The organism is Paenibacillus sp. 4624 (assembly GCF_050435065.1).
Classification (GTDB): Bacteria; Bacillota; Bacilli; order Paenibacillales; family Paenibacillaceae; genus Paenibacillus; species Paenibacillus amylolyticus_D.
The window spans coordinates 375,902-400,424 of the sequence record NZ_JBNDJR010000004.1; the positions used below are offsets into that span (position 1 = coordinate 375,902).

A 24,523-nucleotide genomic window follows, 5' to 3' on the forward strand; every position below is an offset into this window, starting at 1 on the left:
ATCATACGGAGTGTGCTCTTTTTTGTTGAAAGGAATTATTGAGACAAGCGTTGTGCAAGCTCATACGTTTCCATATCAAATGCTTTTTTAGTGTTTACCACTTTATCAATATCGGTCAGAACCAGCTCACCTTTGACAAGTCCGCAGCCTTTATCCGTCTCGCCCGCAATCAAGCTACGAACGGCGAAATCACCAAGACGGCTAGCGAGGTTGCGGTCAAACGGCGTTGGCGTACCACCGCGCTGGATGTGTCCAAGAACGGTAACACGCGGCTCATACGTCGGGCAGCGTTCCATTAGTTCCTTAGCTACGTCTTCGCCTTTACCTACACCCTCAGCCACAATAATGATACTGTGACGCTTGCCATGTGCAAAGTTAGCTTTCATACGCTCCGCTACTTCGTCCATATCAAAAGGTACTTCCGGTACCAGGATCGTCTCCGCTCCGGAAGCAAGACCTGCATGAAGCGCAATATCACCGCAGTGACGGCCCATAACCTCAACGATTGAAGAACGTTCATGGGAAGACATCGTGTCACGCAATTTGTTTACCGCATCCACTACGACGCTTACGGATGTATCAAATCCGATCGTGTAATCTGTAAATGAGATGTCATTATCAATCGTCCCTGGCAAGCCCATCGTGTTAATACCTAGCTTGCTCAGTTTGTTCGCGCCATGATATGAACCGTCCCCGCCGATTACAATGAGACCATCAATACCGCGTGCACGCAAAATATCTGCTCCTTTTTGCTGGCCTTCAGCGGTATAAAACTCTTTACAACGCGCTGATTGCAGAACCGTTCCCCCACGCTGGATAATATCCCCCACGCTACGCAAATCCATCGGGAAAATGTCATTGTTCAAAAGCCCTTGGTATCCGCGCTGAATACCGAACACTTCCAATCCGTGAAATAGTCCGCTGCGAACAACCGCACGAACAGCCGCGTTCATCCCCTGTGAATCGCCACCGCTCGTTAGCACTGCGATTTTCTTTACTGCTGTCATGATGTTTCTTCCTCCTCTAGTTTCACTTCAGGCTCCGCAACAATACACCTGACTTACATATGCTTTCGTATCCACCGACTGAAAATGAAGAAAAACACACGTGTAATTGGACTGTTCTTCATCAAGCGTTTGGACACGACGCGAACTTCATGCTGTTCGCTGACTTTGGGATCAGACAGGTAAATGGCTATCAGTCCTTCAATAATCATCCGGTGAAAAGAAGTTCCCGGAATCTTCTGCACATCGCTGCGAGCCATCTCCACAATAAAAGCAATTCGATCCAGCATCATCTCTACATTCTCATAATAATTGCAGAAGTTGAGATCCCCTCCAGCACGATCCTCATCCTGATCGATTAAATAATCGAGCATGATGTGTAATGCACATACGTGCGGGAAATAGGCAGTGTGGATCGATACCGCCTGCTCTTCGGTCAGCTGATCGTCACTTGCAGCGAGAAACAGCATAAATACACCCAGAGTAGAGCCCGTAGCAGCGGCAAATTCGTTCCAGCGAAACTGAGGTGTGCGGTGGCGATGCTCCGACCACCATTCGAGCAAAGCCGTTTCTCTCAGTTCCGGTTTGATGTGCTTATATACCTGCAGGTCCGTGTATAGGCCTGCCAGATCCTGTATTTGGGGCTTGGCTGACGCATATCCCGGTAGCTGACGAGTGAGCTCCTGGCATGTCGTCACCAGATTCCGTAGGTATCCACCGTCATCCTGATCCTCACGGAGCGCATAATAATTGACAGGTGTTGCCTCGGGATCTACCGCATCAAGCATAGATTGATGGAGCAAACGAAAATCATCCGGGTCCATCGAGGTGCTGCGGTCACACAGATTGTCCAAATAATCACTTATGGTTTGATACGAAACGATTAGCGGAATGAGAATATGTCTATTGGACATATCCGCTAAAGCATAGACCGTTCCACCTTCACAGTGAAATTGCTTATCCCTTAGACTGGCAAGTGCTTGTGTACGTAATTCCTCATTGGGAATTGTCTCTGCCTGAGCACGCCATCCATTCAATGCCTTACGCGTTTCCGGAATGGTGTATTTGTACACCCCTCTCATCAATGCCAGCGGTCCTCGCGGGTACTGATGACGTTTTCGATTTGATTGGCTCAAAATAAATGTGCCTCCACTTTGGTTGAATACGTATTAGAGCGATTTTAACCATTCCTATTATAATATGATCCCCTTAATTGTACAAATGATCTACCGCATAAACCGCGTAAAAAATCGCATCCCCTTCCAAAGCTTTATGATATACTATCCATATTTCTATCCATCAAAGGAGTCGTTGACATGTCGTCAGGTGAACCACTTTCGTGGAGACGGTTATTTTCTTTTTTTGTGCCTCTTGGCATCTCCGCCTCTTTAGTCACGATATCACACGTCATCATTAACAGCACGCTTGCACGCTCTGCTCATCCAGAGACCGTTATTGCAAGTTATGCCATTGCGGGAAGTTTGCTGACCCTTACGGAGCGTCCCTCCACTTTGCTGCGCCAAACCTGTTCCGCGCTGGTGCGTGACCGCCTCTCTTTTCAGGCTCTTACGTTTGTGACCAAAATATTTCTGGCCTGTGTGCTACTAATCGGATTTCTTATTGTGTACTCACCCATTGGTACCGGTGTATTCAAGTATCTGTTTGGCGTCAGCCCCGATCTGCTAGGCAAAGTGATCGATGTGTACGAGATCCTGATGTATGTCAGTATCTTTTCTGTCATCCGTAATATCTATCAAGGCATCATCATCACAAACAATCGAACCAAATGGCTCACGATCGGCATGGTATTCAGGTTAGCAGGTATGTATGGGTTATCCCTGTACTTCATCTATACAGACTCCATCAACAGTGGTCGTGTAGGCGCTATCATCTTTGCTGCGGGAATGATGATTGAAGCCCTGGTTAGCTTCTTGGAAGGCAGAAACATTATGCGAAAAATGCCTGCCAAGCTTGAGGATCATCCCGTTGAGAGCAAGGGAGATGTGTATCGTTTTTACAAACCACTGCTTTTATCCAGTTTTGTAGCCCTGTTTATAGGTCCTGTCATTAACATTGTGCTCGGTAAAACAACCGGAATCGCGCTGGCTATCTCTTCGTTTGCCGTAGCAAGCAGTCTGATGCAGCTCATGTTAAGCTTTTTTACCTATATCCATCAGATCGTGCTTAACTTCTATCTGATTGATGCTAAACTCGTTAAGAAGTTCGCGCTTGTTACAGGTTTTATTCCGTTCGCGATGACTGTGTCCATTGCGTATACGCCTCTGGGACCATGGGTATTTGAAAACATTATGAGTGTTCAGGGTCAGCTGCTGGAACAAAGTCTCTGGACACTTCGCGCGTTTGTGCTCTTCCCGCTGATCTCTCCTTTTTTGGATTTCAGCAATGGTTTGATTCTACTTCGTGGACAGACCAAAACGATGTTTCGCTCACAAAGCGCCAATGCCATTTGCACGATAATAGTATTGCTTATTTTGGTCAGCTTGTTCCCCGCATGGAATGGCATGATCGGAGCAGCCGCCCAATCCCTTGGTTTGCTTGCAGAACTTGTTATTGTATGGCTTGTTATCCGGCGCACGCAAAAAGAACCAACGATGTCCATACCGCCATCTCGCGGCTCTTCATCCTTGAAAGGCTGATCCACTTCGAAACACTATTATGCGTTTTATGAAACAAATTATCGAGTTATTGAAATTAACGAATAACCTGAATCAGATTTAAGAATGGAGTCTCTCATCATGAAATTAAGTCATACGGCCCGGCCAGATCAGAACTGGCTTCGGGCTCTGATGTTCACCATCTTTGGTTCTACCGCACTGGTAGTATCGTACTTCCAGCTTTACTTCAGCCACCTTGGCTTCAGTCCTGCCGAGATCGGTTACCTGTATGGCATCGGACCGCTCATCTCTGTTTTCTCCAATATGTTCTGGAGCATGGCGAGTGACAAATACAAGACCGTACGGAAAGTTATGATCCTATTGCTTGGTGGCCAGTTAATTACTGGAATCCTGCTTGCCAATGCATCAAGTTTTGGCGAAGTGTTTGTGCTTGTAACTCTATTTTACTTTTTCTATTATCCGGTCTACCCACTGTCGGATACGATGGCTATTACAACGGCCAATAAATATGGTCGAAATTTCACGTCTATTCGAGTGTTCGGTTCCATAGGATATGCCTTTTTCGCCCTTAGCATCGGTTATGTCCTTGGCTCTTTTGGTTCCGAATGGACGATGTGGATCTGCATCAGCCTTGCAGCTGTAACATTACTGATCAGCTTTCAATTACGGGACCAGCCTTCTGGTGGCAGTAGCAGAATGGATTTATCCGGGTTGTGGGCCATCCTGAAACGACGAGATGTTCTTGCATTTTTCGGCTGTGTGTTTCTGCTGGCTATGGGCCATCGGATGAACGAAGCCTTTCTGACGATCACTCTCAAAGATTTGGGTGCCAGCGAAGGATTGATCGGCTGGTCCCTGCTCATCTCTTCCGTGAGTGAAATCCCGATATTTTTGCTACTGAGCAAATATGGTAACAAATATAAGGAACTCCCACTTCTCACCTTAGCGGCCTTGATGTATACCATTCGCTTACTATTCATGTCTGTCTCGCATACACCGGCAGCCGTTGTTCTTATTCAAACGATGCACAGCGTTACTTTCGGTATTTTTTATGTCACCGCGGTTCGTTATATAACCCGACTTGTTCCCGATGATTTTCGAGCAACGGGCATGGCTTTATTTACGATTGTGTGGTCTAGCGCTTCTGGACTTCTAAGCGGCACCTTGGGTGGCTTGTTATTAGAGCTTACAGGACGTCAGACGTTCTATCTTACTGCGATGAGTTTTGCTTTGGCCGCCTTGATTGGTTTCGGCTTTCAATTGTTACGCACAACAACACATCGTTCCACATGATCGTTGCAAAACCAAAAAAAGCACAGTCTCCAAATGGGGACTGTGCTTGTGTTTGTGATGTTCAGCTATAATCGATCATTTATAAGAAGTCCGTGTATGACGGAAAAATCTTACAATTTAGTTACGTTAGCTGCTTGAGGACCACGGTTTCCATCAGTGATTTCGAATTCTACCGCTTGACCTTCTTCCAATGTTTTAAAGCCGTCGCCTTGGATTGCGGAGAAATGTACGAATACGTCCTCGCCGCCTTCAACTGAAATAAAGCCATAGCCTTTTTCTGCGTTAAACCATTTAACTGTACCTTTCAAATGAACAACCTCCTAAAAATATCGCCATCTATGGCGAATAACCTCATTATACTGTATGGGCTTCCATTTTGCAATTTATCTTTTCCATATTTGATGAAAAAATTTGCTTTGCATCGTAGGGTACGGTATCATTTTACCAAAACCGTTAGTTTGGAGACTACCTATGATAAAAAAACACGAAATATACAAAACAGATAAGTGGAATATGATGACTGTAGAAGTACAAGGCAAATATCTCGTTCTCCGGGAAATTTCTGAAGAATGGGGCGAAGAATGCCACACATTCCTCAGCCGTCCTGCATTAATGCATTGGGCTGAGCGTCGTTTCCCGAAAGAGGATTTTGAAAATCGCGAAGAGGAATGGCGTGCGTTAATGGCTGCCTTCAAGGGAGTTTAATCGATGCAGCTTGATTCAGGCAATGTTGTTATCTTTATTATTCTTGCCTTCGCACTCGGGCTTGCGCTGATCCTGGGACGTAATTCCGTTCCGGATCGTCTAAGAAGGGGAATGGCTCTAATCGCTACGTTGCTCGTCTGCTTCGCCTTTTTTCTAATCGTATATTACCTCTATAACATGGGAGCCTGATACAAACACTCAACGTGTCTGTAAACAGATCAAGGCTCTCAAATATTTCGGCTGTGCTCAGGTCATACTATACGAAGTAATTGGGAATTCATTTTTCTGAATTATTCGTATGGTAAGGAGGAAGGCCGTTGAAATATCAGAAATCGTTATCTGTTCTTCTGGCTCTTAGTCTTATCCCTTCGTCTCCTGTTGCGCTAGCACAGGAGACGAAGGCGGCTATGCCCGTATTTTCAGCACATAATCAAAGGAGGATTCCCATGAGTAAACTATTGAAACGTTCCGAGGTGCCAGCAGAGCATACATGGAAACTTGAAGATTTATATGCCGATCAGAAGGCTTGGGATCAGGAGTATGAAGAAGTATCTTCTATGATGAAAAAAGCCTCCGAATTTCAAGGTAAATTGAATCAGCCTGACGTGCTAAAAGCCAGCTTTGAATTTGAAGACGAAATCGGACTCAAGCTTGAACGACTTTTCGTATACGCCCGCATGCATCAGGATGAAGACACAGCAAACCCTACATATCAAAGCCTGTCGCAAAAAGCTCAGAAACTCGGAGTACGGGTAGGCGAAGCTCTTTCCTTTGTCACACCTGAGATTCTTTCTTTACCGGATTCAGAGCTTGACGCCCTTATTAAGAATGAGAAGCTCTCCGCATATACCTTTACCTTGAAAGAGATGAAACGGGAAAAGGCTCATGTGTTAAGCCAGGCGGAAGAAGCACTGCTTGCTCAGGTTGGCAATCTGTCTCAAGCACCGCAGACCATTTTCAGCATGCTGAACAATGCGGATCTCAAGTTTCCACGTATTCAGGATGAGAATGGAAAAGAAGTTGAACTAACACATGGCAGCTACATTCAGTTTCTGGAGAATCCAAACCGCGAAGTTCGGGAACGTGCTTTCAAAGCAGTATATGAAACCTATGCCAAACAGAAAAATACGATTGCCGCAGCTCTGAATGCCAACGTAACCAAAAATATGTTTTATGCCAACGTGCGTAAGTATCCTTCAGTAATGGAAATGAACCTGTATGGTGACAACATCCCGACGGATGTTTATAACAATCTGGTAGATACGATCCATGAAAGTCTTCCACTCTTGCACCGTTATATGGATCTCCGCAAAAAATTGCTTGGTGTGGATCAACTGCATATGTATGATCTATTCGCTCCACTCGTGGATGAATACAAGATGGACATCACATACGACGAAGCTAAAAAGACAGTCAAGGAAGGTCTGGCGCCGCTTGGCAAGGAGTATGCAGAGGCTCTTCAGGCTGGGTATGATAATCGTTGGATTGATGTGTACGAAAATGAGAACAAACGCTCAGGAGCATACGCGTGGGGTGCTTACGGCACTCACCCATATGTACTGCTCAACCATAAGGACAATCTGAACAGCATGTTCACATTGGCACATGAGATGGGTCATGCGCTTCATTCCCATTATTCGGATACAACCCTTCCTTATCGTGATGCACAGTATACGATTTTCCTTGCAGAAGTAGCATCAACGACTAACGAGGCACTGCTGATGGATTACATGTTGAATAAATCCACAGATCCGAAGGAAAAACTGTATTTACTTACGTATTATGCAGATCAGTTCCGGACTACGGTATTCCGTCAGACCATGTTTGCTGAGTTTGAGAAAATTATTCATGAACGCGCAGAACAAGGCGAAGCTCTTACACCACAGCTACTGTCAGAAATTTATTATGATCTCAATGTACAGTACCATGGCAAAAATATGGTCGTTGACAAAGATATCGAGATGGAATGGGCACGTATTCCCCACTTCTATAACAGCTTCTATGTATATAAATACGCTACAGGTTTCTCGGCTGCAACCAGCTTCTCGAAGCAAATTCTGGAAGAAGGCCAGCCTGCAGTCGATCGTTATCTCGGGTTCCTCAAGAGTGGCGGTAGCGACTTCTCCATCAACATCTTGAAAAAAGCGGGTGTGGATATGTCAACACCGCAGCCTATTCGCGAAGCGATGAGTGTATTCAAAGAATTGATCGAGCAGATGGAACAGTTAACCAAATAAGGTTGCTATCCCCTGTAATTCATATCCCTTGCCCCGGAAGGGCAAGGGATTTTATAATCAAGCGAGATGCAGTACGCTTGAAAAAGGGTAATGCATTCTAGTTCGCAATCGGTTCACAACAAGGAGGCAACATCATGAAAATGCAATGGGCACTTATCGCAGGTCTTGTTTTTGCACTGCTGACAGGGATTTTCGCAGTCATCAATGTAGATTCTGTTCAGGTTAACCTGCTATTCAATACGGTTCGGGTTCCATTGATTTTGCTTATTTTAGGCTGTACTTTAATTGGAGGTATTATTGTAGGTTCTTACGGGATTTACCGTCAGTATCGACTGCAACGGGAGAATAAACGCCTGCATCTGCGCGTAGCTGAATTGGAAGCTTCTGCTGCCAGCGCTACTACATCCGTTTCGTACGATAACATGGATTCCACCCGCTCAGCTGAACCTGAACACGATCACCAGCTGCACAACGATTCAATCCAGACTCAGCCAAAAGGTAACAATACAGGTACGTTGTAGAAATCAGAAACAGCCTGCTGGTAGATTGGAATGGACATACATTCTCCCAGACAGGCTGTATTCTATTTGTCCTGTACCTGTAAGACAAAGGAGGAAAACAACGATGAGTTTTACTATTGATGAATCTTACGTTCTGTCATTTTTGAAAAAATTACTGGATACACCCAGCCCTAGCGGATACACCCACCACATTATCGAGATGATTCGCAAGGAAGCGGGTTCCCTGAACATTTCCTGTGAACTGAACAACAAAGGCGGGGCTATGCTCACCTTGCCCGGTGAAGAGCCTTCCAGAACCATTGCTTTAAGTGCGCATGTAGACACGCTTGGTGCCATGGTGCGGTCCATCACCTCTTATGGCACGTTAAAACTGACCTCTGTTGGCGGTTTTACGATGCATAGCATCGAGAACGAATATTGCTCCATTCACACAAGAGACGGCAAGGTCTATACGGGAACGATTCTTTCTCTGCATCCATCCGTGCACGTATACCCTGATGCCCGTACGTTTGAACGCTCGGAAAATCACATGGAAGTTCGAATTGATGAGGTCGTAACCTCCAAGGAAGATGTATTAAAGCTAGGTATTAGTGTAGGGGACTTTATCTCCTTTGATGCCCGGGCTGTCATTACACCAAGCGGTTACATCAAATCTCGCCATCTGGATGATAAAGCCAGTGTAGCTGCCCTGTTCGGCATCCTTGAATCCGCTCATCGTGAAGGCTGGAAGCCCGTACATAACGTTTCCCTGTTGATATCAAACTATGAAGAGGTTGGACACGGAGCTGCATATATCCCAGCAGATATCAGCGAAATGATCGCTGTGGATATGGGTGCCATGGGTGATGATCTTAGCTGTAAAGAAACGGATGTGTCCATATGTGCAAAAGACTCTTCCGGTCCTTATGACTACGATATGACAAGCCGCCTTATTGAGCTGGCCAAACAAAATGGTATGGACTACGCGGTAGACATTTATCCCCACTATGGCTCTGATGGCAGTGCTGCCTTGCGCGGAGGAAACAATATTCGCGCTGCCCTGATTGGCCCTGGCGTTCACGCTTCTCACTCTATGGAACGCACGCACAAAAGCGCGGTTATCAATACAGCCAAGCTACTTGCTGCATATATTACTACGAAGTAAGGATGGAATGAAGGTAACTTACTTCTTACTTCTTCATTCACATTCGCTTTGTTTATTGCTTTGATTCAGTTCAATCAGTTTATTAATGAAGTCATGCTCAATATTAAAAAGGACACATTCTCTCAACGCATCAACAGCGTGTGAAAGTTGTGTCCTTTATTATTGGAACCATATAGCCACATAGATAAGATCATGATTAGGCCTGTTCCACATACTCGCGATATCGACGTTCCTGAACTTGAAGCCGGGCTTCGTGATCCTTAATTTCCCTCTGTAAAACCTGTATTGTCTGTCGGACCATGCTTAGTCCATGTTTCACCTGTTTTTCGGCGCTGCGAATTTTATCCTGAATCATCCAATCCACAAAGAAGTTATCAAAGAAATAGTCCGCAAAGGACAGTAGACCACCCAAATTCAAATCGGCGTTTACTGCCATCTCCACATCTTCTAATTCCTTCTGAAAACGACGCAGACGTTTGCCTGCATCCATTATAGCCACTTGTGCATCATCCATACGGCTGCGCTTGATATGCGTAGAGATAGTACCTCCCCCCATCATGTCATAGATCCCCCAATTTCCTGCTGATTCTAAAGCTTTCTCTGCACGTTCAAGTGCATATACCAGATAATCTCCTTCTCTGAGAGCTTCGTTAAGCTCCTGAAGTTCGCTCGCCAGATGTTCCTGATCTTCGGCCAATTGTTGCAGTTCTTCATCCTGCTTAAGCAAGCCTTGCTCTTTTTTCCCCCATAAAACCTGATAGTCACTCTCCCAGAACTTATATTGCGATTGTCTTTGAAGTTCTTGCTCAACTTGAATCCGTTGCTCTTGTACATCCTGTAACATTCGGTATGCCGTATCATAAGCTGACTTGCTTTCCAGCAGTTCAAGCTCTTCTTTCTCCAAACGTTCCGTCTTCTTGCCGATCAGATCATAGAAAAATGAGGCCAAGCTCATGCCGTTCAGCCGATCCACGTCCTTCTGTTCCTTCTGAAGAGCTAAGGTACAACGTTCCACCTTCGCTTCCCACTGCTTCTCCTCCTCTTGAAGCTTATGAAGTCGTTTCGTCCATTTTTCATAGATTCTTCCTTTTTCCTTAAGCATGGCGAGTTGTTCATTAATTACATTATTGATCAATTTCACGCTCTCTCCCTTCTATGGAATTCATTACTAATAAAACGCAATAAACAAGGGTAACGTTTCATCTTTTATCTTGGACGTCTAATGCATAAATATTATTTAAACAAAAAATACCCTCCTTCAAAGCGGCATTACGCCGCCTTATGAAGAAAGGCATTGGTATGGTTTGCTTACAAAAACCGTTAAGATTTGTTTTGCTCAATCTGCTCCGCTAGCTCGTTAAGCACAGTCCAGCGTTCCATTAATTCATCCAAGTGACGCTCAGCCTCAGCCTGCTCTGCCATCAACTCTTGCAGACGCGCTGAATCGCTAAAGGCTTCTTCCATCTCCTTGTTAATCCGGGCAAGGTTTGCTTCAGCCTTTTCGATATTTTCGTCAATTTGATCGTATTCACGCTGTTCCTTGAAGCTGAATTTTAATTTAGGTTTTGCCTGCGTTGTAGCGGGAGTCGAAACTTCAAAGCTTTTCTCAGTGACCTGTTTCTTGGCTGCACTCGCACCGCTCTCTTGATTTCCAGAGGCATTTTTCAGCATCCATTCCGCATATTCACTATAATCCCCCACATGCACACGCACCGAGCCATTCCCCTCAAATGCCATCACTTTGTCCACTGTACGATCAAGGAAGTAGCGATCATGGGATACAACGAACACAACGCCCGGAAAATCATCCAGATAATCTTCAAGCACAGCAAGTGTCTGAATATCCAAGTCATTGGTCGGCTCATCCAGTAGCAGTACATTCGGAGCAGCCATCAAAATGCGAAGCAGATACAAACGACGTTTCTCTCCGCCAGACAACCTAGCAATCGGTGTCCATTGAGCGGTGGGGTTGAATAAAAAGCGCTCGAGCATCTGGGAAGCAGTGATCAATGAACCATCTGCTGTTTTTATATTCTCAGCCACTTCCTTGATGTATTCGATAACTCGCAGCGTTTCATCCATCTCCTGATGCTCTTGAGTGAAATAACCCAGATTCACGGTTGGCCCTAGAACAACTTCTCCAGCATCCGGTTGCAATCGGCCTGAAATCATCTGTAATAAAGTAGACTTACCACTACCATTCGGGCCTACAATACCTACGCGATCGCCAGGTACAGCAATATAGCTGAGATCGTCGATCAACTTGCGGCTATCGACAGATTTGGAGAGATGTTCAATCTCCATTATCTTTTTCCCCAGACGTGTAGAACCAACAGACACTTCTAGGGAACCCGAACGTTGAACACCCTGTTGCTCCTTGAGCTGTTCAAAACGATCAATTCTCGCTTTTTGTTTCGTTGTCCGCGCTTTAGCTCCGCGGCGAATCCACGCAAGTTCGGTTCGTAGCAGATTTTTCCGCTTTTGGTCTGAAGCCGACTCCCGTTCTTCCCGTTCAGCCTTCAGCTCCAGAAACCGCGTATAATTCGCCTCATATCGGAATAAACGCCCGTGATCAAGTTCCAGCATGACATTGGCCACACGATCCAGGAAGTAGCGATCATGCGTAATCATCAGTAATGCGCCACGGCGTTTCTGCAAATACTGCTCCAGCCACACGACGGAATCGTTATCGATATGGTTCGTGGGCTCATCGAGAATGAGCAATTCACAAGGATGGATTAACGCGGAAGCAAGCGCAACCCTTTTCCGTTGTCCACCTGACAAAGTTCCCATTACTGCATCGAACTGCTGTATACCCAGCTTGGATAAAATGCTCTTCGCTTCACTCTCCATCTGCCAAAGCTGAAGTTGCTCCATTTGTTGGTTCAGGCGCATCAGACGTTCGTTCAAGGCCGTATCGGATGGGTTTAATTCCAGCAATTCCATCGTTTCCGTGTACTCACGCACAGTTTTCATCTCGGCACTGTCGCCTTCAAATACTTGTTGCAATACGGTATTGCTCGGATTAAAATCCGGATTCTGTGCCAGAAATTGCACGCGTACATCATTGCCGATGGAGATCTGCCCCTCGTCCGCAGGCTCCATACCTGCAATAACGCGCAAAAACGTCGATTTACCGGTGCCGTTTACACCAACAACACCGATTTTATCCTGATCCGCCATACCAAAGGAAGCATCCTTAAACAGGATTTTCTCGCCATAACTTTTTGCAATCTGTTCTACCGTCATTATATTCATTGCCCGTTACCCACACTTCTCTATAATTTGAAATGCTCTATCCTCTAATACACGCTCTAGCAAACCTACTTATACTCGCAAAAAGGAACGGCATCCGTCCAAAAATAGCGCCGCCGCAAAAGCGATTCGTTTGTTCAGATCTTGTTCATTGAACTCTGGATTCAGCATGATATTCATCTTCAGCCGATCCAGAATACCGATATACGCTTCAGCAAGCAGCGCCGGCTCTGGTACACCTGCACTTTCCAGAACTTTGCATACCATGCTCATATACTCGTTCATAAAAGCTTTCATAAACTTCATCAAATCCGGGTCATTATTGGGTGCCATAAAAAATAACTTTGTATGATTGCGTCGTTCATAATAATAGGTCAGATGTGTTTTGGCGATCGCGCCAAGCTTGTCACCCGTGTTCTCGTGCGCTTGCAATGCATATTCCAAACGACTGATAAAACTGTTACAATCCCGCTTGGTTACAGCGATAAACAGTTGTTCCTTGCTTTTAAAATAAAGATAAATCGTGCCTTTGGCAATGCCAGCCTCATCGGCAATATCGGACATTTTAGTCTCATAGAACCCTTTCGATCCAAATATGCCGTAGGCCGCATCCAGAATGACCTCCGATTTGTCTCCCTGTACCGTATTCAACCTGTATCCCCTCCTTACAACGCCAAAATACTACCTAAACCTATAGCTATACATGCACCAATCACAGAACTAAGCACATTGACCAGATCATTACTCATCCAGGTCCAGCCCCGAGCCTGTAATGTTGGCTGACCACAATGTTCATGAACTTCAACTTCTCGGCCACATACTGTGCAACGATACATCTTTTGCACGGTTGCACCAAGATAGGAATCCGCGAACGCTCCTGCTAGCCCACCGATCAGTCCAACCAAGGTCCAGCCGAACCAGCCTGTTTGTTCCAATCCGCTAATCGACGCAAAAACAAATGCCCCCACACCAATGACAATACCGCCAAGTGCAGCAGCTGAACTCCCTAATAAAGAAACACCTCCCGAGGCTCCGGGGGTTAGTATCTTCCATGTGAGTACAGAGCGAGGAGGCTTGCGACTGAGGCTTCCGATTTCGGTTGCCCATGTGTCTGAGGTGACTGTTGCCATAACCCCGATAAAAGCATACAACCACGCTGGATGCGGCATGATCCAGTTTGCCAGACATAACAGCATACCTATACCGCCATTAGCCATCACTTGCCCGGCATCCCGATTACCTGTCTTGGCATAAGACTTCTCCATCTCCTGCTTGCGGTCTTTGCGAAACCTGGAAAGCAGCGTTGACGTGATGAAAAATAATAACAGTGTGCCAAACCAGAACAGATTGCCTGCCCCGTAATATATCGTACCCATCAGGATTGCGGCAAGGCATCCAGACAGGGTTAGCGATCTCTTTGCATAAGCGGCCCCCGCTACCAGAGAAGCGCACACAGCACCAATAATCCAATCCATAGGTTCTCCTGCATGTGACATCAATACCGTTCACATGACGTTTATATATTTTTGAATGTTAATTATACCACGGTTTGACACCAAAGCAGAAACTGAACATGCAGCTAGACAAATCCTAATTCATTTTTAAGTTTTACTTCAGGTTTCGGAGTTACAATAAGGCTAGCTCAACCAACAAGATCAATTGAACAACTACAATTCGGTTCATACACAACACAAAACAAGGAGCATAATAACGATGAATATGAAAAGGGTTTTTATACTAGGTACAATGATTGTAACGATGTCTTTCGCAGGCTCCGCATGGAGTAAATCAACCATCTCCCCCATTCCCGAACCCAAATGGTCTATTGTCGACCTGGATAACAGCAATGAGAATGAAGATGATGATCTGCTGGGTGCACTGAATCAGGCTTCCGAAGAGGAACTGGCGGAGAAGCTGTATCAAGGGCATTCGTTACGAACGATTGCAGAGAGTAGCGGGGGTGATTTAGCAAAGGTCGTTGCCATTCAGATCAAACAGCTCCAGACACAACTGGATGAGCGCCTTGCTAGCGGCAGTATCAGTTCTGAGCAACACGCTCTTCAGTCCATGGAAATTGCGGAGTTGATCGCAGAGAGTGCGAACAGAGCATATATCTAATTCAAATTTCGCTTCGATGTATTAAAAACTTCAAGGCAGCGCAACGCAAAAAGGAGCGCAATTACGCCCCTCCTGTCAACACGAAACTGTTTTGATTCGTGTTTGTGCTCTATAGCAATTCACCTTGCGGCTTACAGCGTTGATTCAATTACTCCGCTGCCTTGATCGTACATGCTCCTAATGATTCACCGGCCCATGCCAGCTCAAGCACATCTCCCGGCTGCGCAGCTCCCACTCCCTCAGGTGTACCTGTGAAAATGATATCCCCCGGCCCGAGGCCATAATGATGACCTACATAATCCACAATATCCTGCAAACTGAAGATCATGTTGACGATATTGCCTCGCTGAACCTGAACACCATTCTTTGTCAAGGTGAAATCTTTTTCGAGAAGCGCCGCTGCTCCAGGAAATGTCTGAAAGGGTGTGATGGGTGCAGCATTTTTAAATCCTTTGGCAGCCGTCCACGGGTGTCCTTTTTTCTTAATCACTGTCTGTACATCACGCAACGTAAAATCAATACCAAATGCATAGGCATCGACCAGCTCATCGACACCCACTCCTGGCTTGTAATTCTGACCAATGCGAATCACCAATTCAGCCTCATAATGAACTTCGCCTTTAGAAGCTGGCAATTCTAAGTACTCTCCGTTCAATGGCACAACTGCATGAGAAGGCTTCATAAAAATCATCGGTTCATCCGGAACGGCATTACCCAGTTCCTCCGCATGAAGCTTATAGTTTCGTCCTACACAATATACATTGCGAATATTCGTCAACATAGAGTTGTAACCACCTTTACTGGATTCATTACTTCGTTCATTGCTTCGTTTGTTCGTTCAACTTCAGTTTACCTTAAGGTCTGAAAAAGCGGCTACTCGTCTCCTGAAACGCGTCTTCCCAGACATCAGGACGATTCGTACATATCATTACATCTGGGTCGATCGCAGCCAGCTTTTTCATACTTGCCTTGTCATCTACTGTCCACGCCATCACTCGAATGCCTGCAGCATTCATTTCGTTCATTAACGCTTTGTCTACATTGGTGTATCCGATGGAGAGGAACGTACAATGCATTTGTTGGAGTACCGCAAGCAAATCCCCTGGTTTGGCATCAATGATAAGACCCGTTTCTAACTCAGGAGCAAGCTTTTTCACTTCAACCAATGCAGCTGGCTCAAACGATGTGATGACAACATCATGTTGCATATGTCTTTTTCTGATTTCGTGAATCACCGCTGCAGGCAGACCGGGATACATGTCTCCTTGTGTTTTCAATTCAATATTTAATCGAACTTTGCCGCAGGAACGATCCAAGAGTTCGCTCAGGGAAGGTATACGCTCGCCTGTGTAGTTCTTGCCTTTCCATGATCCTGCATCCAGTTGTTTCAAGACAGACCAATCGGTATCCTTAACTCGCCCTTTACCATTCGTCGTACGCTCCAGTGTGAAATCATGGATCACTACAGGAACGCCGTCCCGTGATAACTGCACATCCAGTTCCATCCATTGGACTTCCGGTCTTTCCATCGCCATATTAAATGCGGCCATCGTATTCTCTGGTGCAATGGAAGAAAATCCACGATGGGCTACACATAGATTGTTCATCATCATCTCTCCTCAGCAAAACGCTACTTAGTTAGGCACTACAGTTCCATCTGCGTTCACTCGAACGCCTGATGACATCTTAGACATCTGCTCCAGCAGAAGTCGGTTCGCCTCATCAAGCATTGGCACAGCCTGCCCAAGAGCCGCTTCATACGGAATCACCTTCATACTGCACACCGCTTCGCGACTGCAACGCGCCTGAAAGACAGCTGTTTTCCACGTTTCTTCATTCGTCGATCTCGTAAAAATAAAATTCCCCGTACTATATGCAATCCATTTGCCTTTGTAGTACTCAAGCCCTTGCAAAACATGAGGGTGACCGCCAATAATCAGATCAGCACCCGCATCCACAAACTCATGCGCCAGCCTCGTTTGATCGGCATTAGGGGTGCTCACACGCTCTTCCCCCCAATGCGCGACGACGATAACCAGATCGGCCTTCTTACGCGCAGACTGAATCGCTGCGATCGCTCTTGTAGAGTCATACGCTTCCGCTACACCAGCCCGATTCCCGTCTGCCTTCCAGCTAGCTACAGGAACGACCCGACTGAAACCAAGCAAAGCAATTTTCATGCCTTTGCGCTCAAAATAGGCAGGTTCATAAGCCTCCGTACCATTCATACCCGCACCAGCATGTGCGATACCGTAATCATTAAGATACGTTAACGTATCGACGAGCCCTTCCACACCTTGATCCAGAATGTGATTGTTTGCCAGGTTAACGGCATCAAACCCTGCCGCAGACATAGCTTGCAACGCTTTGGGCGAGGATTTGTAAACATAGGTTTTATCCGCAGCCCCCGTACCACCATGGGTCACCGGAGTCTCCAGATTACCGATCGTTAAATCGTCACTCTGAAACATAGAGCCAAGCTTGGCAAATGGATAATCGTATCCGTTCTTCTCCAGCAATTCTGCAATTTTTCCGGAAAATTGAATGTCGCCAACAAAATGAATGGTGACATCCTTGGATGAATCAGACGTTGAAGGGGTTCCCTTATCACCATCTGTCTTACCCGAGTTTCCCTTGCCAGTATTTGCAGGCTTTGTTCCGGTTGCCGGCTTCTCGCTACCTGCCCCCGATGTTTCGCCCGTACCCGATTCAGGGTTGTTTACAGCATCGTCCGGCTCTGCATTTGGTTTCCCATCTACCGAAGCAGCATCTTTATCCGGTGATTCAGCTGAATCAGCGTCAGGTTCGGGCTGGTTCAATGCATCCCCACCCTTATCGTTCACCCCTGAGGGCGGATCCTGCTGTACAACCTCTGAATTGGCAGGCTGGGAAGGTTGCTGTTCACGTGTGTTCAAGAGGTAATATAAGCCGATAAGACCAATTGCTAGAATTAATATTACATTCACAATCCTGATTTTTGTATTACGGGTTCGTCTTACTTTTTTCTTTTCTGAGCTTCGCTGTGACCTTGGGGGATACATAAGCAACTCCTCTTCTTAACAATAGATCCATATGCTTACCATTATATCAAGCATATTCTGGATGTACATCCTATAAAAAAAGCCGCCCCTTTTGTAGATGCTGCTACATTGGAGACGGCGGATCTATAATTCATACTCTTAGTTCGTCGAGGTCAGCTGTGCGGAGGCCTGTATGGACATTTCTTTCGCTTGTCTGATACAGTCCGGTAATCCCACACCCTCATAACCAGCCCCTGCAATGTAAACACCCGGAATTTTTTCTCCAAGCTCTTTACGAAGGTTAGCAAGATGCTGAAGATGGCCGACAGGATACTGCGGCATTGATTTACGCAATCTAGTAATCTCGGAGAAAATCGGCGTTGCTTGAATACCCATCGTTTCTCTTAGATCTTTCATGACTAGCTCCGTAAGCGCCTCATCCGGAAGCTCCACATTCTGTTCATCTCCAGAGCGGCCCACATAACAACGAAGCAAGACTTTGTCGTCCGGGCTGGTATGCAGCCATTTGGTAGATGTCCACGTGCAGGCCGTAATATTACGTCCCTCTTTACGTGGCACCAGAAACCCAGAACCGTCGAAGACATGTTCCACTTCTTTTTTCTCAAAGGCCAGAACGACATTAGCAACAGATACATAATTGATTGCATCCAGCGCCGATGTATCCACATGCGGTTTTAGAAGCCCAGAAGCCACATAAGTCGGCACGGTGATTACAACGTCATCTGCCTCCAAAAATTGTCCGTTATCGAGTGCAACCCGATATCTGGCGTTACGTTCATCCACACGCTCCAAGGATTGGGCGCCCGTATTCAAACGCTGGTCCACATCATGAAGCTCATGGACAAGCGCATGCACAAGACTTTGCAACCCCTGACGGAAGTTCAGGAACGCACTCCGTTTGGTGCCTGTATGTGTCTCAGTCGGTTTACGTCCTGTCATCATGCCTCGGATTAAACTGCCATAATCCCGCTCCACCTCTCCAAACTGCGGGAACGTCGCTTGTAGGCTGAGCTTTCGCATATCTCCTGCATAAATGCCCGCCAGAAGCGGTTCAGTCAGGTTTTCCAGCACTTCTGAGCCAAGCCTGCGCTCAATCATATAACCGAGAGATTCATCCTCTGTTGTACGCTTGGGTGGAATAATAAAATCCATCAGCGCTCGCAGCTTGCCCGCCGGAGAGACCAGCCCGCTTTTCAGAAAAGGCTTCAGTTCTGTCGGGATGCCTAACACCAGACCCGCTGGCATGGGATGAAGCTTACCGCGCTGCATAATATATGTTTTTTTCGACTCCGGGTTTTGGCTGACGAGTTCATGATCCATCTCCAGTTCCTTTGCCAGATCAATCATCGCTGTTTTACGAGCCAGGAAAGAGTCAGGACCTTTCTCGATTACAAATCCGTCCCGATGCAGCGTTTCGATCATGCCGCCCATAGACGAACTCTTCTCAAGCAAGGTAATCGCGGGTTCAAAACCAGCTTCCCTGTAATGCTTGCGGATATAAAATGCCGCGCTGAGGCCTGTCAGGCCCCCGCCGACAATAACAATACGTCTTTTCTTGTCTTCCATTAGTTATCAGACCCTTGCTGCCATTGGCAAATAATAGAATCGCTCAATGTCTCCATGTACAACGGATCACTATTAAGCGAATCAATGCGCATCAACCGCATGTCCATTTCTTTAGCAATCGCTTTGGCTTCAATGTCGAGATCATACAATACTTCCAGATGATCCGAGACGAAACCGATTGGAGCTACGAGCACATCTTCCACTTGTTCGCGCGAAAGCTCTTGGAGTGTATCCAGAATATCCGGGCCGAGCCAAGGTTCAGCAGTCCGCCCAGCACTTTGCCAAGTAAACTGCCAGTTGGCAATCCCCACTCGGGAAGCAATGGCCTCGGAAGTTTCCAGCAATTGATTCGGATAAGGATCACCCATGTCAACAATGCGTGCGGGCAGACTATGAGCACTAAACAGTACCTTAACATCTCCGCGTTTCGCTCCCGCTTCCTCGAATGCATCAAGCTTAGCACTTACTCGCGTAGAAAGAGCCTGAATGAGCTTCGGATGCAAATGATAACTTTCAATAAAGGACATCTGGATACCAAGTTCTTCGGCTTTTTCTCGTGCACGTTTAATATAACTGCCTACACTCATGGTGGAGAAATGGGGCGCAAGCACAATGCCAATAGCGTTCTTAATGCCATCTTTCGCCATCTGTTCCACACCATCCTCAATAAAAGGATAAGCATGTTTCAGTCCTTGATAACAGCGGAATTCAACCTCGCCGCGACGCTCATCCTTTTGCAACGTCTCCTGAAGGTTTCTCACCTGGTTATCCGTGTTCTCGCGCAAAGGGAACACGCCGCCAACAATCGCTTCATAGCGATCTTTCAGTTCTTTCAGCTGTTCCGGCTCAGGCGGACGCCCTCTGCGGATATGTGTGTAATACGCCTCAACACTTTCCATATTTTCAGGTGTGCCATATGACATCACCAGTACGCCTACAGTATTAGTCATTGCTAACCGTCACTCCCGTCTTCAAAGCTTCTGTTGAATATTCATGAATATAAGCTGTGAGTTCTTTTAATTTATCAAGAGAAGCTTCCGGGAACAAGCCATGTCCCAGATTGAAAATATAACCCGGGTCCTTGATCCCTTCATCTATGATTGCTTTCGCCTGTTCTTTGATTAATTCCATTGGGGCAGTCAGGATGTACGGATCCAGATTACCCTGCACCGCAAATTTCCCGCCCAAGCGCCTACGACCTTCTGATATGGAAACTCTCCAGTCAAGTCCGATGACATTCGCCCGCAAATCCTGCAGGGTTGGCAACAACTCACCCGAGGCCACTCCAGGGAAATAGATTTTCGGTACATTCAAATCAGATAATTCGGTAAAGATACGAGTAATCGTTGGAAGCACATACGTTTTGAAATCTTTGGGAGAGAGCGCCCCTACCCAGCTGTCAAATAACTGAAATGCCTTACCGCCATTTGCGATATGAGCACGAATATATGTAATGACCATATCGCCAAGCTTCTGCATCAGTTTGTGCCACACTTCCGGCTCACTGTACATCATCGTTTTGGTTCGAATATATCCTTTGGAAGGTTGACCTTCAATCAGATAACTCGCAATCGTAAACGGAGCCCCTGCAAATGTAATTAGCGGAACGTCAAGTTCCTTGTCCAAAATACGAATGGTTTCCAGAATGTGAGACAAGTCCCCTTCCACATCGATGGGACGTAGACGATCTACATCGGCAGCCGAACGAATGGGGTTATCAATCACCGGACCTATATTTTTTACAATGTCAAAATCAATGCCAAGCGAAGCAACCGGATTCATAATATCGGAATACAAAATAGCCGCATCCACACCCAGCTTACGTACAGGCATGAGTGTAACTTCAGCCGCCAGTTCAGGTTGCTGGCATATTTCGAGCAAGGAGTACTTTTCTTTAATTTTGCGATATTCAGGATCGTAACGTCCAGCCTGGCGCATATACCATACCGGCACACGGTCAACCTGCTGTTTGAAACTAGCCCGAATCAGTCGATCATTATAGCTCATGTAAGAAGCCTCCAATAGTTTTTGGACTCATAACTACCATTATGCCCTTTTTATACAGCCGTAACAACCATATGGGGATGTGTTCCAAGTGACAATACTATGACATTCGTTACACCCCTCATGGATATGCCATTTGTGATATAATAAAAGAATCGCTTTTTTTGAGAATTACAGAAAAATCTTTGAAAGGAAGTGAAAGCACTTTGAAAACGTGGAAAGTCAATCTCATTGTGCTTTGGTTTGGACAATTCCTGGTCAATGCAGGCATGACCATGATTACGCCTTTTCTGTCGCTGTTTCTTGCCAGAGATCTGGGCGTTGTAGGTGAGCACGAAATTGGAATTTGGGCCGGATTTATTTTTGCAGCCAATTTCCTCACCTCTTTTTTGTTTCAGCCGCTCTGGGGCAAGTTGTCGGATAAATACGGACGAAAAATTATGCTGCTTCGCTCCGGCTTCGGTATGGCTGTTGTTATCGCATTGATGGGTCTCGTGCAAAACCCTTGGCAACTTCTCTTATTGCGCTTGCTGAACGGAACCATCTCTGGCTTCAACCCTGCAGCTGTTGCTCTGATCTCAGGCACAACGCCAAAGGATCGTATGGGGTTTGCGATGGGGATCAGCCAGTCCGGTCAGGTGGCAGGTACGATTTTGGGTCCACTTATTGGCGGCCTGCTTGCGGATGCGGTGGGGTTCCGTCCTATTTTCTACATTACAGGCGGGCTCATCTTTGTAGCTTCTATGCTTGCGATGTTCCTCGTAAGGGAGACGTTCGACCGTGAAAAAGCTGCCAAGTTGCCAGATCAATCGGTATTATCCGGTTTGAAGGAGCTTAGCAAATTACCTCAGCTGCCGGCACTATTCGCTGTGACGTTCCTGCTGCAATTTGCAATGATCAGTCCGATGTCGCTCTTGCCCATATATGTACAAAAACTGCATGGAACCGCAGTGGACGTAGCCTTCTGGGCAGGTATGGTCGGTGCAGTTACAGGGATATCCAATATGGCGATGTCTCCGGTACTCGGAAAACTCAGTGACCGGATTGGATCACACCGAGTCCTCACTTTTTCACTGATCGGAACCGGGATCATGCTTATTCCGCAAGCTTTCGTGCAAACGGTGTGGCAACTCATCCTTGTTCGCTTTGTGATGGGGATATTTATGGGCGGCTTGCTTCCAAGCGTAAACGCGTTGATTCGGGGGTATTCCCCTGATAACATGATTAGCCGGGCATTCAGTTTTAACACAAGCACACTTGCTCTCGGTAATATGCTGGGCGCAGTCATTGGCGGATTCCTCGCCGGCTTCATAGGTATTGAGGGACTCTTTATCGTATCCGGCGGCCTACTATTGCTCAATATGGTATGGGTTCGATTCAAATTGTACAAAACACCTGTCCGTATGGAGGAATCAAAAACGACTTAAATGTTCTATAGGAACAGAAATATTGTAGAAGAGCATACCGTTCCACACACTCATCGCAAACCATAATAAGCATCAAAAGCCGCTTCAGCGCCATTCCTGGCCTGAGAGCGGCTTTTCTACTATACTCGTCGTTTATTGAATTGAATCGGATATTCCTTTACTCCAAATACAAAAGCGCTTTGAATCGGCTCCAGGGTCGTTTCAGGAGCTAAGTGTATCCGTTCCATACGCTGGAGCAAGGTATGCAACGCCACTCTTGCTTCCAGACGTGCCAGCGGTGCACCAAGGCAGAAATGAATTCCGAATCCAAATCCCATATGCCTGTTGGGTTTACGATTCGACACAAACTCATCTGCACGTTCAAACTGTACACTGTCGCGATTGGCAGCCCCAACCCAGGATATAACCTGCTCACCTGCCTTGATCGCCTTGCCTCCTAGTTCTATATCTTCCCTCGCAACACGTCCAATGGCTACAATCGGCGGATAATAACGCAGTGTCTCTTCTACGGCACTTGCCACCTTGTCCGGATGCTCACGCAACTCCTCTTGCAGTTCGGGTTGTTCAGATAGAATACGCACTGCATTTGCAATCAAATTGGTAGTTGTCTCGTTCCCTGCAGCCAGCAGGAGAATGCAAAAATTGACCACTTCTTCCTCCGTTAACTTCTCGCCCTCAATCTCCGCATCTAATAGCAAAGAGATAAGATCGTCTTGAGGCTTTAAACGACGCTGTTCCATAATGTCTGTGAAATAGGCATATAACTCCTGTATGTTCTTCAGCTTATCCTTCTCCAACTCTTGAAAAGCCTCTTCACTGTCATCACGTGCACCTTTCACAAGCACATCCGACCACTCTTTGAATTCACGCCGATCTGTAGCCGGAACACCAATCAGTTCAGCAATAACGATGACGGGTAGTGGCGTTGCAAGATCATCAATCAGGTTCATCCTTCCACCCGACAAGTGCGGAGCCAGCAGCTCATCCGTGATTTCCTGAATACGTGGTGCAAGAGCCTCTATCGCCTTGGGCGTAAACGCCTGATTGACCAAGTCACGAAGCTGTTTGTGCTTCGGTGGATCTGTCGTTAACATGCTGGTACCGGCACGGTTACGTTCAGAAGAGAACAGCTTAGGATTTTTTAACACATACTGCACATCTTCGTACCGAAAAACATCCCAGCATTCACGATGCTCATCATATCGGACTGGAGTGTTCTCACGAAGTTCTGCATACACCTGGAAGGGAGATAATTGGCGCTCCTTGTTGTGCAATTCCCGAATAGGAATGTAATTGGCATATTTTCGGGGTGCTTGTTTCATCGTGTTTCCTCCAATCAATAATATATATTTATTTACATATATGTTCCTATTCATTATAACCACAACTGGATAGGGATTCCAACTATTTCAGCGTAAATAAGTCTCTCGTCCCAGCGTATGCTACCAACTACCCTTGTAAATGTCGAAAGATAATTATGTCAATTTAGATAACATATAGTAATGGTTTTTCTACGATTTTCTCTTCTCTTACCTTTTAACTAAGAATATATAAAAATTTAAATTCAGCCAT

The 24,523-nt window shown here is 46.1% G+C and carries 23 protein-coding genes; 9 read left to right on the forward strand and 14 right to left on the reverse strand.

Annotation, left to right across the window (positions count from 1 at the left end):
- Window positions 1-35: 35 nt before the first annotated feature.
- Both pfkA and ABIE27_RS12130 read right to left on the reverse strand, forming a co-directional pair.
- Window positions 36-1,007, reverse strand: a complete 972-nt coding sequence (gene pfkA / locus ABIE27_RS12125) for a 6-phosphofructokinase (protein ID WP_123064288.1) — start codon at window positions 1,005-1,007, stop codon at window positions 36-38.
- Between the two features lie 53 nt (window positions 1,008-1,060).
- Window positions 1,061-2,140 (reverse strand): tetraprenyl-beta-curcumene synthase family protein, encoded by a 1,080-nt coding sequence (locus ABIE27_RS12130; RefSeq protein ID WP_123064287.1) that lies wholly within the window; start codon window positions 2,138-2,140, stop codon window positions 1,061-1,063.
- A 180-nt stretch (window positions 2,141-2,320) separates the two neighbouring features.
- Between ABIE27_RS12130 and ABIE27_RS12135 the strand changes: the two genes are divergently transcribed.
- Together ABIE27_RS12135 and ABIE27_RS12140 are read left to right on the forward strand one after the other, a co-directional pair.
- The gene (locus ABIE27_RS12135) at window positions 2,321-3,661 is read left to right on the forward strand and encodes a multi antimicrobial extrusion protein MatE (RefSeq protein WP_123064286.1); all 1,341 of its coding nucleotides are present in this window, start codon (window positions 2,321-2,323) and stop codon (window positions 3,659-3,661) included.
- Between the two features lie 99 nt (window positions 3,662-3,760).
- On the forward strand, window positions 3,761-4,933 hold the full coding sequence (locus tag ABIE27_RS12140; RefSeq protein ID WP_123064285.1) for an MFS transporter: 1,173 nt from the start codon (window positions 3,761-3,763) through the stop codon (window positions 4,931-4,933).
- Window positions 4,934-5,043: 110 nt separating this feature from the next.
- On the opposite strand, the gene ABIE27_RS12145 is transcribed toward ABIE27_RS12140, so the two are convergent.
- Entirely contained in the window at window positions 5,044-5,241 is a 198-nt protein-coding gene (locus ABIE27_RS12145; RefSeq protein ID WP_056700251.1) for a cold shock domain-containing protein, read from the reverse strand.
- Between the two features lie 163 nt (window positions 5,242-5,404).
- Between ABIE27_RS12145 and ABIE27_RS12150 the strand changes: the two genes are divergently transcribed.
- The 5 genes from ABIE27_RS12150 (at window position 5,405) to ABIE27_RS12170 (ending at window position 9,540) form a co-directional block, all read left to right on the forward strand.
- Window positions 5,405-5,638 (forward strand): hypothetical protein, encoded by a 234-nt coding sequence (locus tag ABIE27_RS12150; RefSeq protein ID WP_090924721.1) that lies wholly within the window; start codon window positions 5,405-5,407, stop codon window positions 5,636-5,638.
- 3 nt (window positions 5,639-5,641) lie between these two features.
- Window positions 5,642-5,827 (forward strand): hypothetical protein, encoded by a 186-nt coding sequence (locus tag ABIE27_RS12155; protein WP_123064284.1) that lies wholly within the window; start codon window positions 5,642-5,644, stop codon window positions 5,825-5,827.
- Window positions 5,828-6,084: 257 nt separating this feature from the next.
- On the forward strand, window positions 6,085-7,875 hold the full coding sequence (gene pepF / locus ABIE27_RS12160; protein WP_123064283.1) for an oligoendopeptidase F: 1,791 nt from the start codon (window positions 6,085-6,087) through the stop codon (window positions 7,873-7,875).
- A 134-nt stretch (window positions 7,876-8,009) separates the two neighbouring features.
- Window positions 8,010-8,396 carry a LapA family protein gene (locus ABIE27_RS12165; protein WP_123064282.1) on the forward strand — a complete coding sequence of 129 codons (387 nt, stop codon included), beginning with the start codon at window positions 8,010-8,012 and terminating at the stop codon, window positions 8,394-8,396.
- A 103-nt stretch (window positions 8,397-8,499) separates the two neighbouring features.
- Window positions 8,500-9,540, forward strand: coding sequence for a M42 family metallopeptidase (locus tag ABIE27_RS12170; protein ID WP_123064281.1), 1,041 nt, complete (start codon window positions 8,500-8,502; stop codon window positions 9,538-9,540).
- Window positions 9,541-9,736: 196 nt separating this feature from the next.
- On the opposite strand, the gene ABIE27_RS12175 is transcribed toward ABIE27_RS12170, so the two are convergent.
- The 4 genes from ABIE27_RS12175 to ABIE27_RS12190 form a co-directional block, all read right to left on the reverse strand.
- Complete coding sequence (locus ABIE27_RS12175) at window positions 9,737-10,681, reverse strand: hypothetical protein (protein ID WP_123064280.1); 945 nt, start codon at window positions 10,679-10,681, stop codon at window positions 9,737-9,739.
- A gap of 179 nt (window positions 10,682-10,860) precedes the next feature.
- Window positions 10,861-12,798 carry an ABC-F family ATP-binding cassette domain-containing protein gene (locus ABIE27_RS12180; RefSeq protein WP_123064279.1) on the reverse strand — a complete coding sequence of 646 codons (1,938 nt, stop codon included), beginning with the start codon at window positions 12,796-12,798 and terminating at the stop codon, window positions 10,861-10,863.
- A gap of 69 nt (window positions 12,799-12,867) precedes the next feature.
- Complete coding sequence (locus ABIE27_RS12185; protein ID WP_123064278.1) at window positions 12,868-13,446, reverse strand: TetR/AcrR family transcriptional regulator; 579 nt, start codon at window positions 13,444-13,446, stop codon at window positions 12,868-12,870.
- Window positions 13,447-13,460: 14 nt separating this feature from the next.
- A complete protein-coding gene (locus ABIE27_RS12190) occupies window positions 13,461-14,270 on the reverse strand; it encodes a DUF92 domain-containing protein (protein ID WP_123064277.1) in 810 nt (269 codons plus the stop codon).
- Between the two features lie 238 nt (window positions 14,271-14,508).
- On the opposite strand from ABIE27_RS12190, the gene ABIE27_RS12195 reads away from it, so the two are divergent.
- A complete protein-coding gene (locus ABIE27_RS12195; protein ID WP_123064276.1) occupies window positions 14,509-14,913 on the forward strand; it encodes a hypothetical protein in 405 nt (134 codons plus the stop codon).
- A gap of 148 nt (window positions 14,914-15,061) precedes the next feature.
- On the opposite strand, the gene ABIE27_RS12200 is transcribed toward ABIE27_RS12195, so the two are convergent.
- From ABIE27_RS12200 to hemE, 6 genes are all read right to left on the reverse strand, one after another.
- Window positions 15,062-15,694, reverse strand: coding sequence for a fumarylacetoacetate hydrolase family protein (locus tag ABIE27_RS12200; RefSeq protein WP_429350597.1), 633 nt, complete (start codon window positions 15,692-15,694; stop codon window positions 15,062-15,064).
- A gap of 73 nt (window positions 15,695-15,767) precedes the next feature.
- On the reverse strand, window positions 15,768-16,520 hold the full coding sequence (locus ABIE27_RS12205; RefSeq protein WP_429350598.1) for a glycerophosphodiester phosphodiesterase: 753 nt from the start codon (window positions 16,518-16,520) through the stop codon (window positions 15,768-15,770).
- Window positions 16,521-16,547: 27 nt separating this feature from the next.
- A complete protein-coding gene (locus ABIE27_RS12210) occupies window positions 16,548-17,954 on the reverse strand; it encodes a CapA family protein (RefSeq protein ID WP_429350599.1) in 1,407 nt (468 codons plus the stop codon).
- A gap of 138 nt (window positions 17,955-18,092) precedes the next feature.
- Window positions 18,093-19,520 carry a protoporphyrinogen oxidase gene (gene hemY, locus ABIE27_RS12215; protein ID WP_123064272.1) on the reverse strand — a complete coding sequence of 476 codons (1,428 nt, stop codon included), beginning with the start codon at window positions 19,518-19,520 and terminating at the stop codon, window positions 18,093-18,095.
- Window positions 19,520-20,470, reverse strand: coding sequence for a ferrochelatase (gene hemH / locus ABIE27_RS12220; RefSeq protein WP_429350600.1), 951 nt, complete (start codon window positions 20,468-20,470; stop codon window positions 19,520-19,522). Before hemH ends, hemY begins: the two co-directional genes overlap by 1 nt.
- Complete coding sequence (gene hemE, locus ABIE27_RS12225; protein WP_123064270.1) at window positions 20,463-21,527, reverse strand: uroporphyrinogen decarboxylase; 1,065 nt, start codon at window positions 21,525-21,527, stop codon at window positions 20,463-20,465. Before hemE ends, hemH begins: the two co-directional genes overlap by 8 nt.
- A gap of 203 nt (window positions 21,528-21,730) precedes the next feature.
- Between hemE and ABIE27_RS12230 the strand changes: the two genes are divergently transcribed.
- Entirely contained in the window at window positions 21,731-22,951 is a 1,221-nt protein-coding gene (locus ABIE27_RS12230; RefSeq protein WP_123064269.1) for an MFS transporter, read from the forward strand.
- A 119-nt stretch (window positions 22,952-23,070) separates the two neighbouring features.
- On the opposite strand, the gene ABIE27_RS12235 is transcribed toward ABIE27_RS12230, so the two are convergent.
- Window positions 23,071-24,273, reverse strand: coding sequence for a cytochrome P450 (locus ABIE27_RS12235; RefSeq protein WP_429350601.1), 1,203 nt, complete (start codon window positions 24,271-24,273; stop codon window positions 23,071-23,073).
- Window positions 24,274-24,523: the final 250 nt, after the last annotated feature.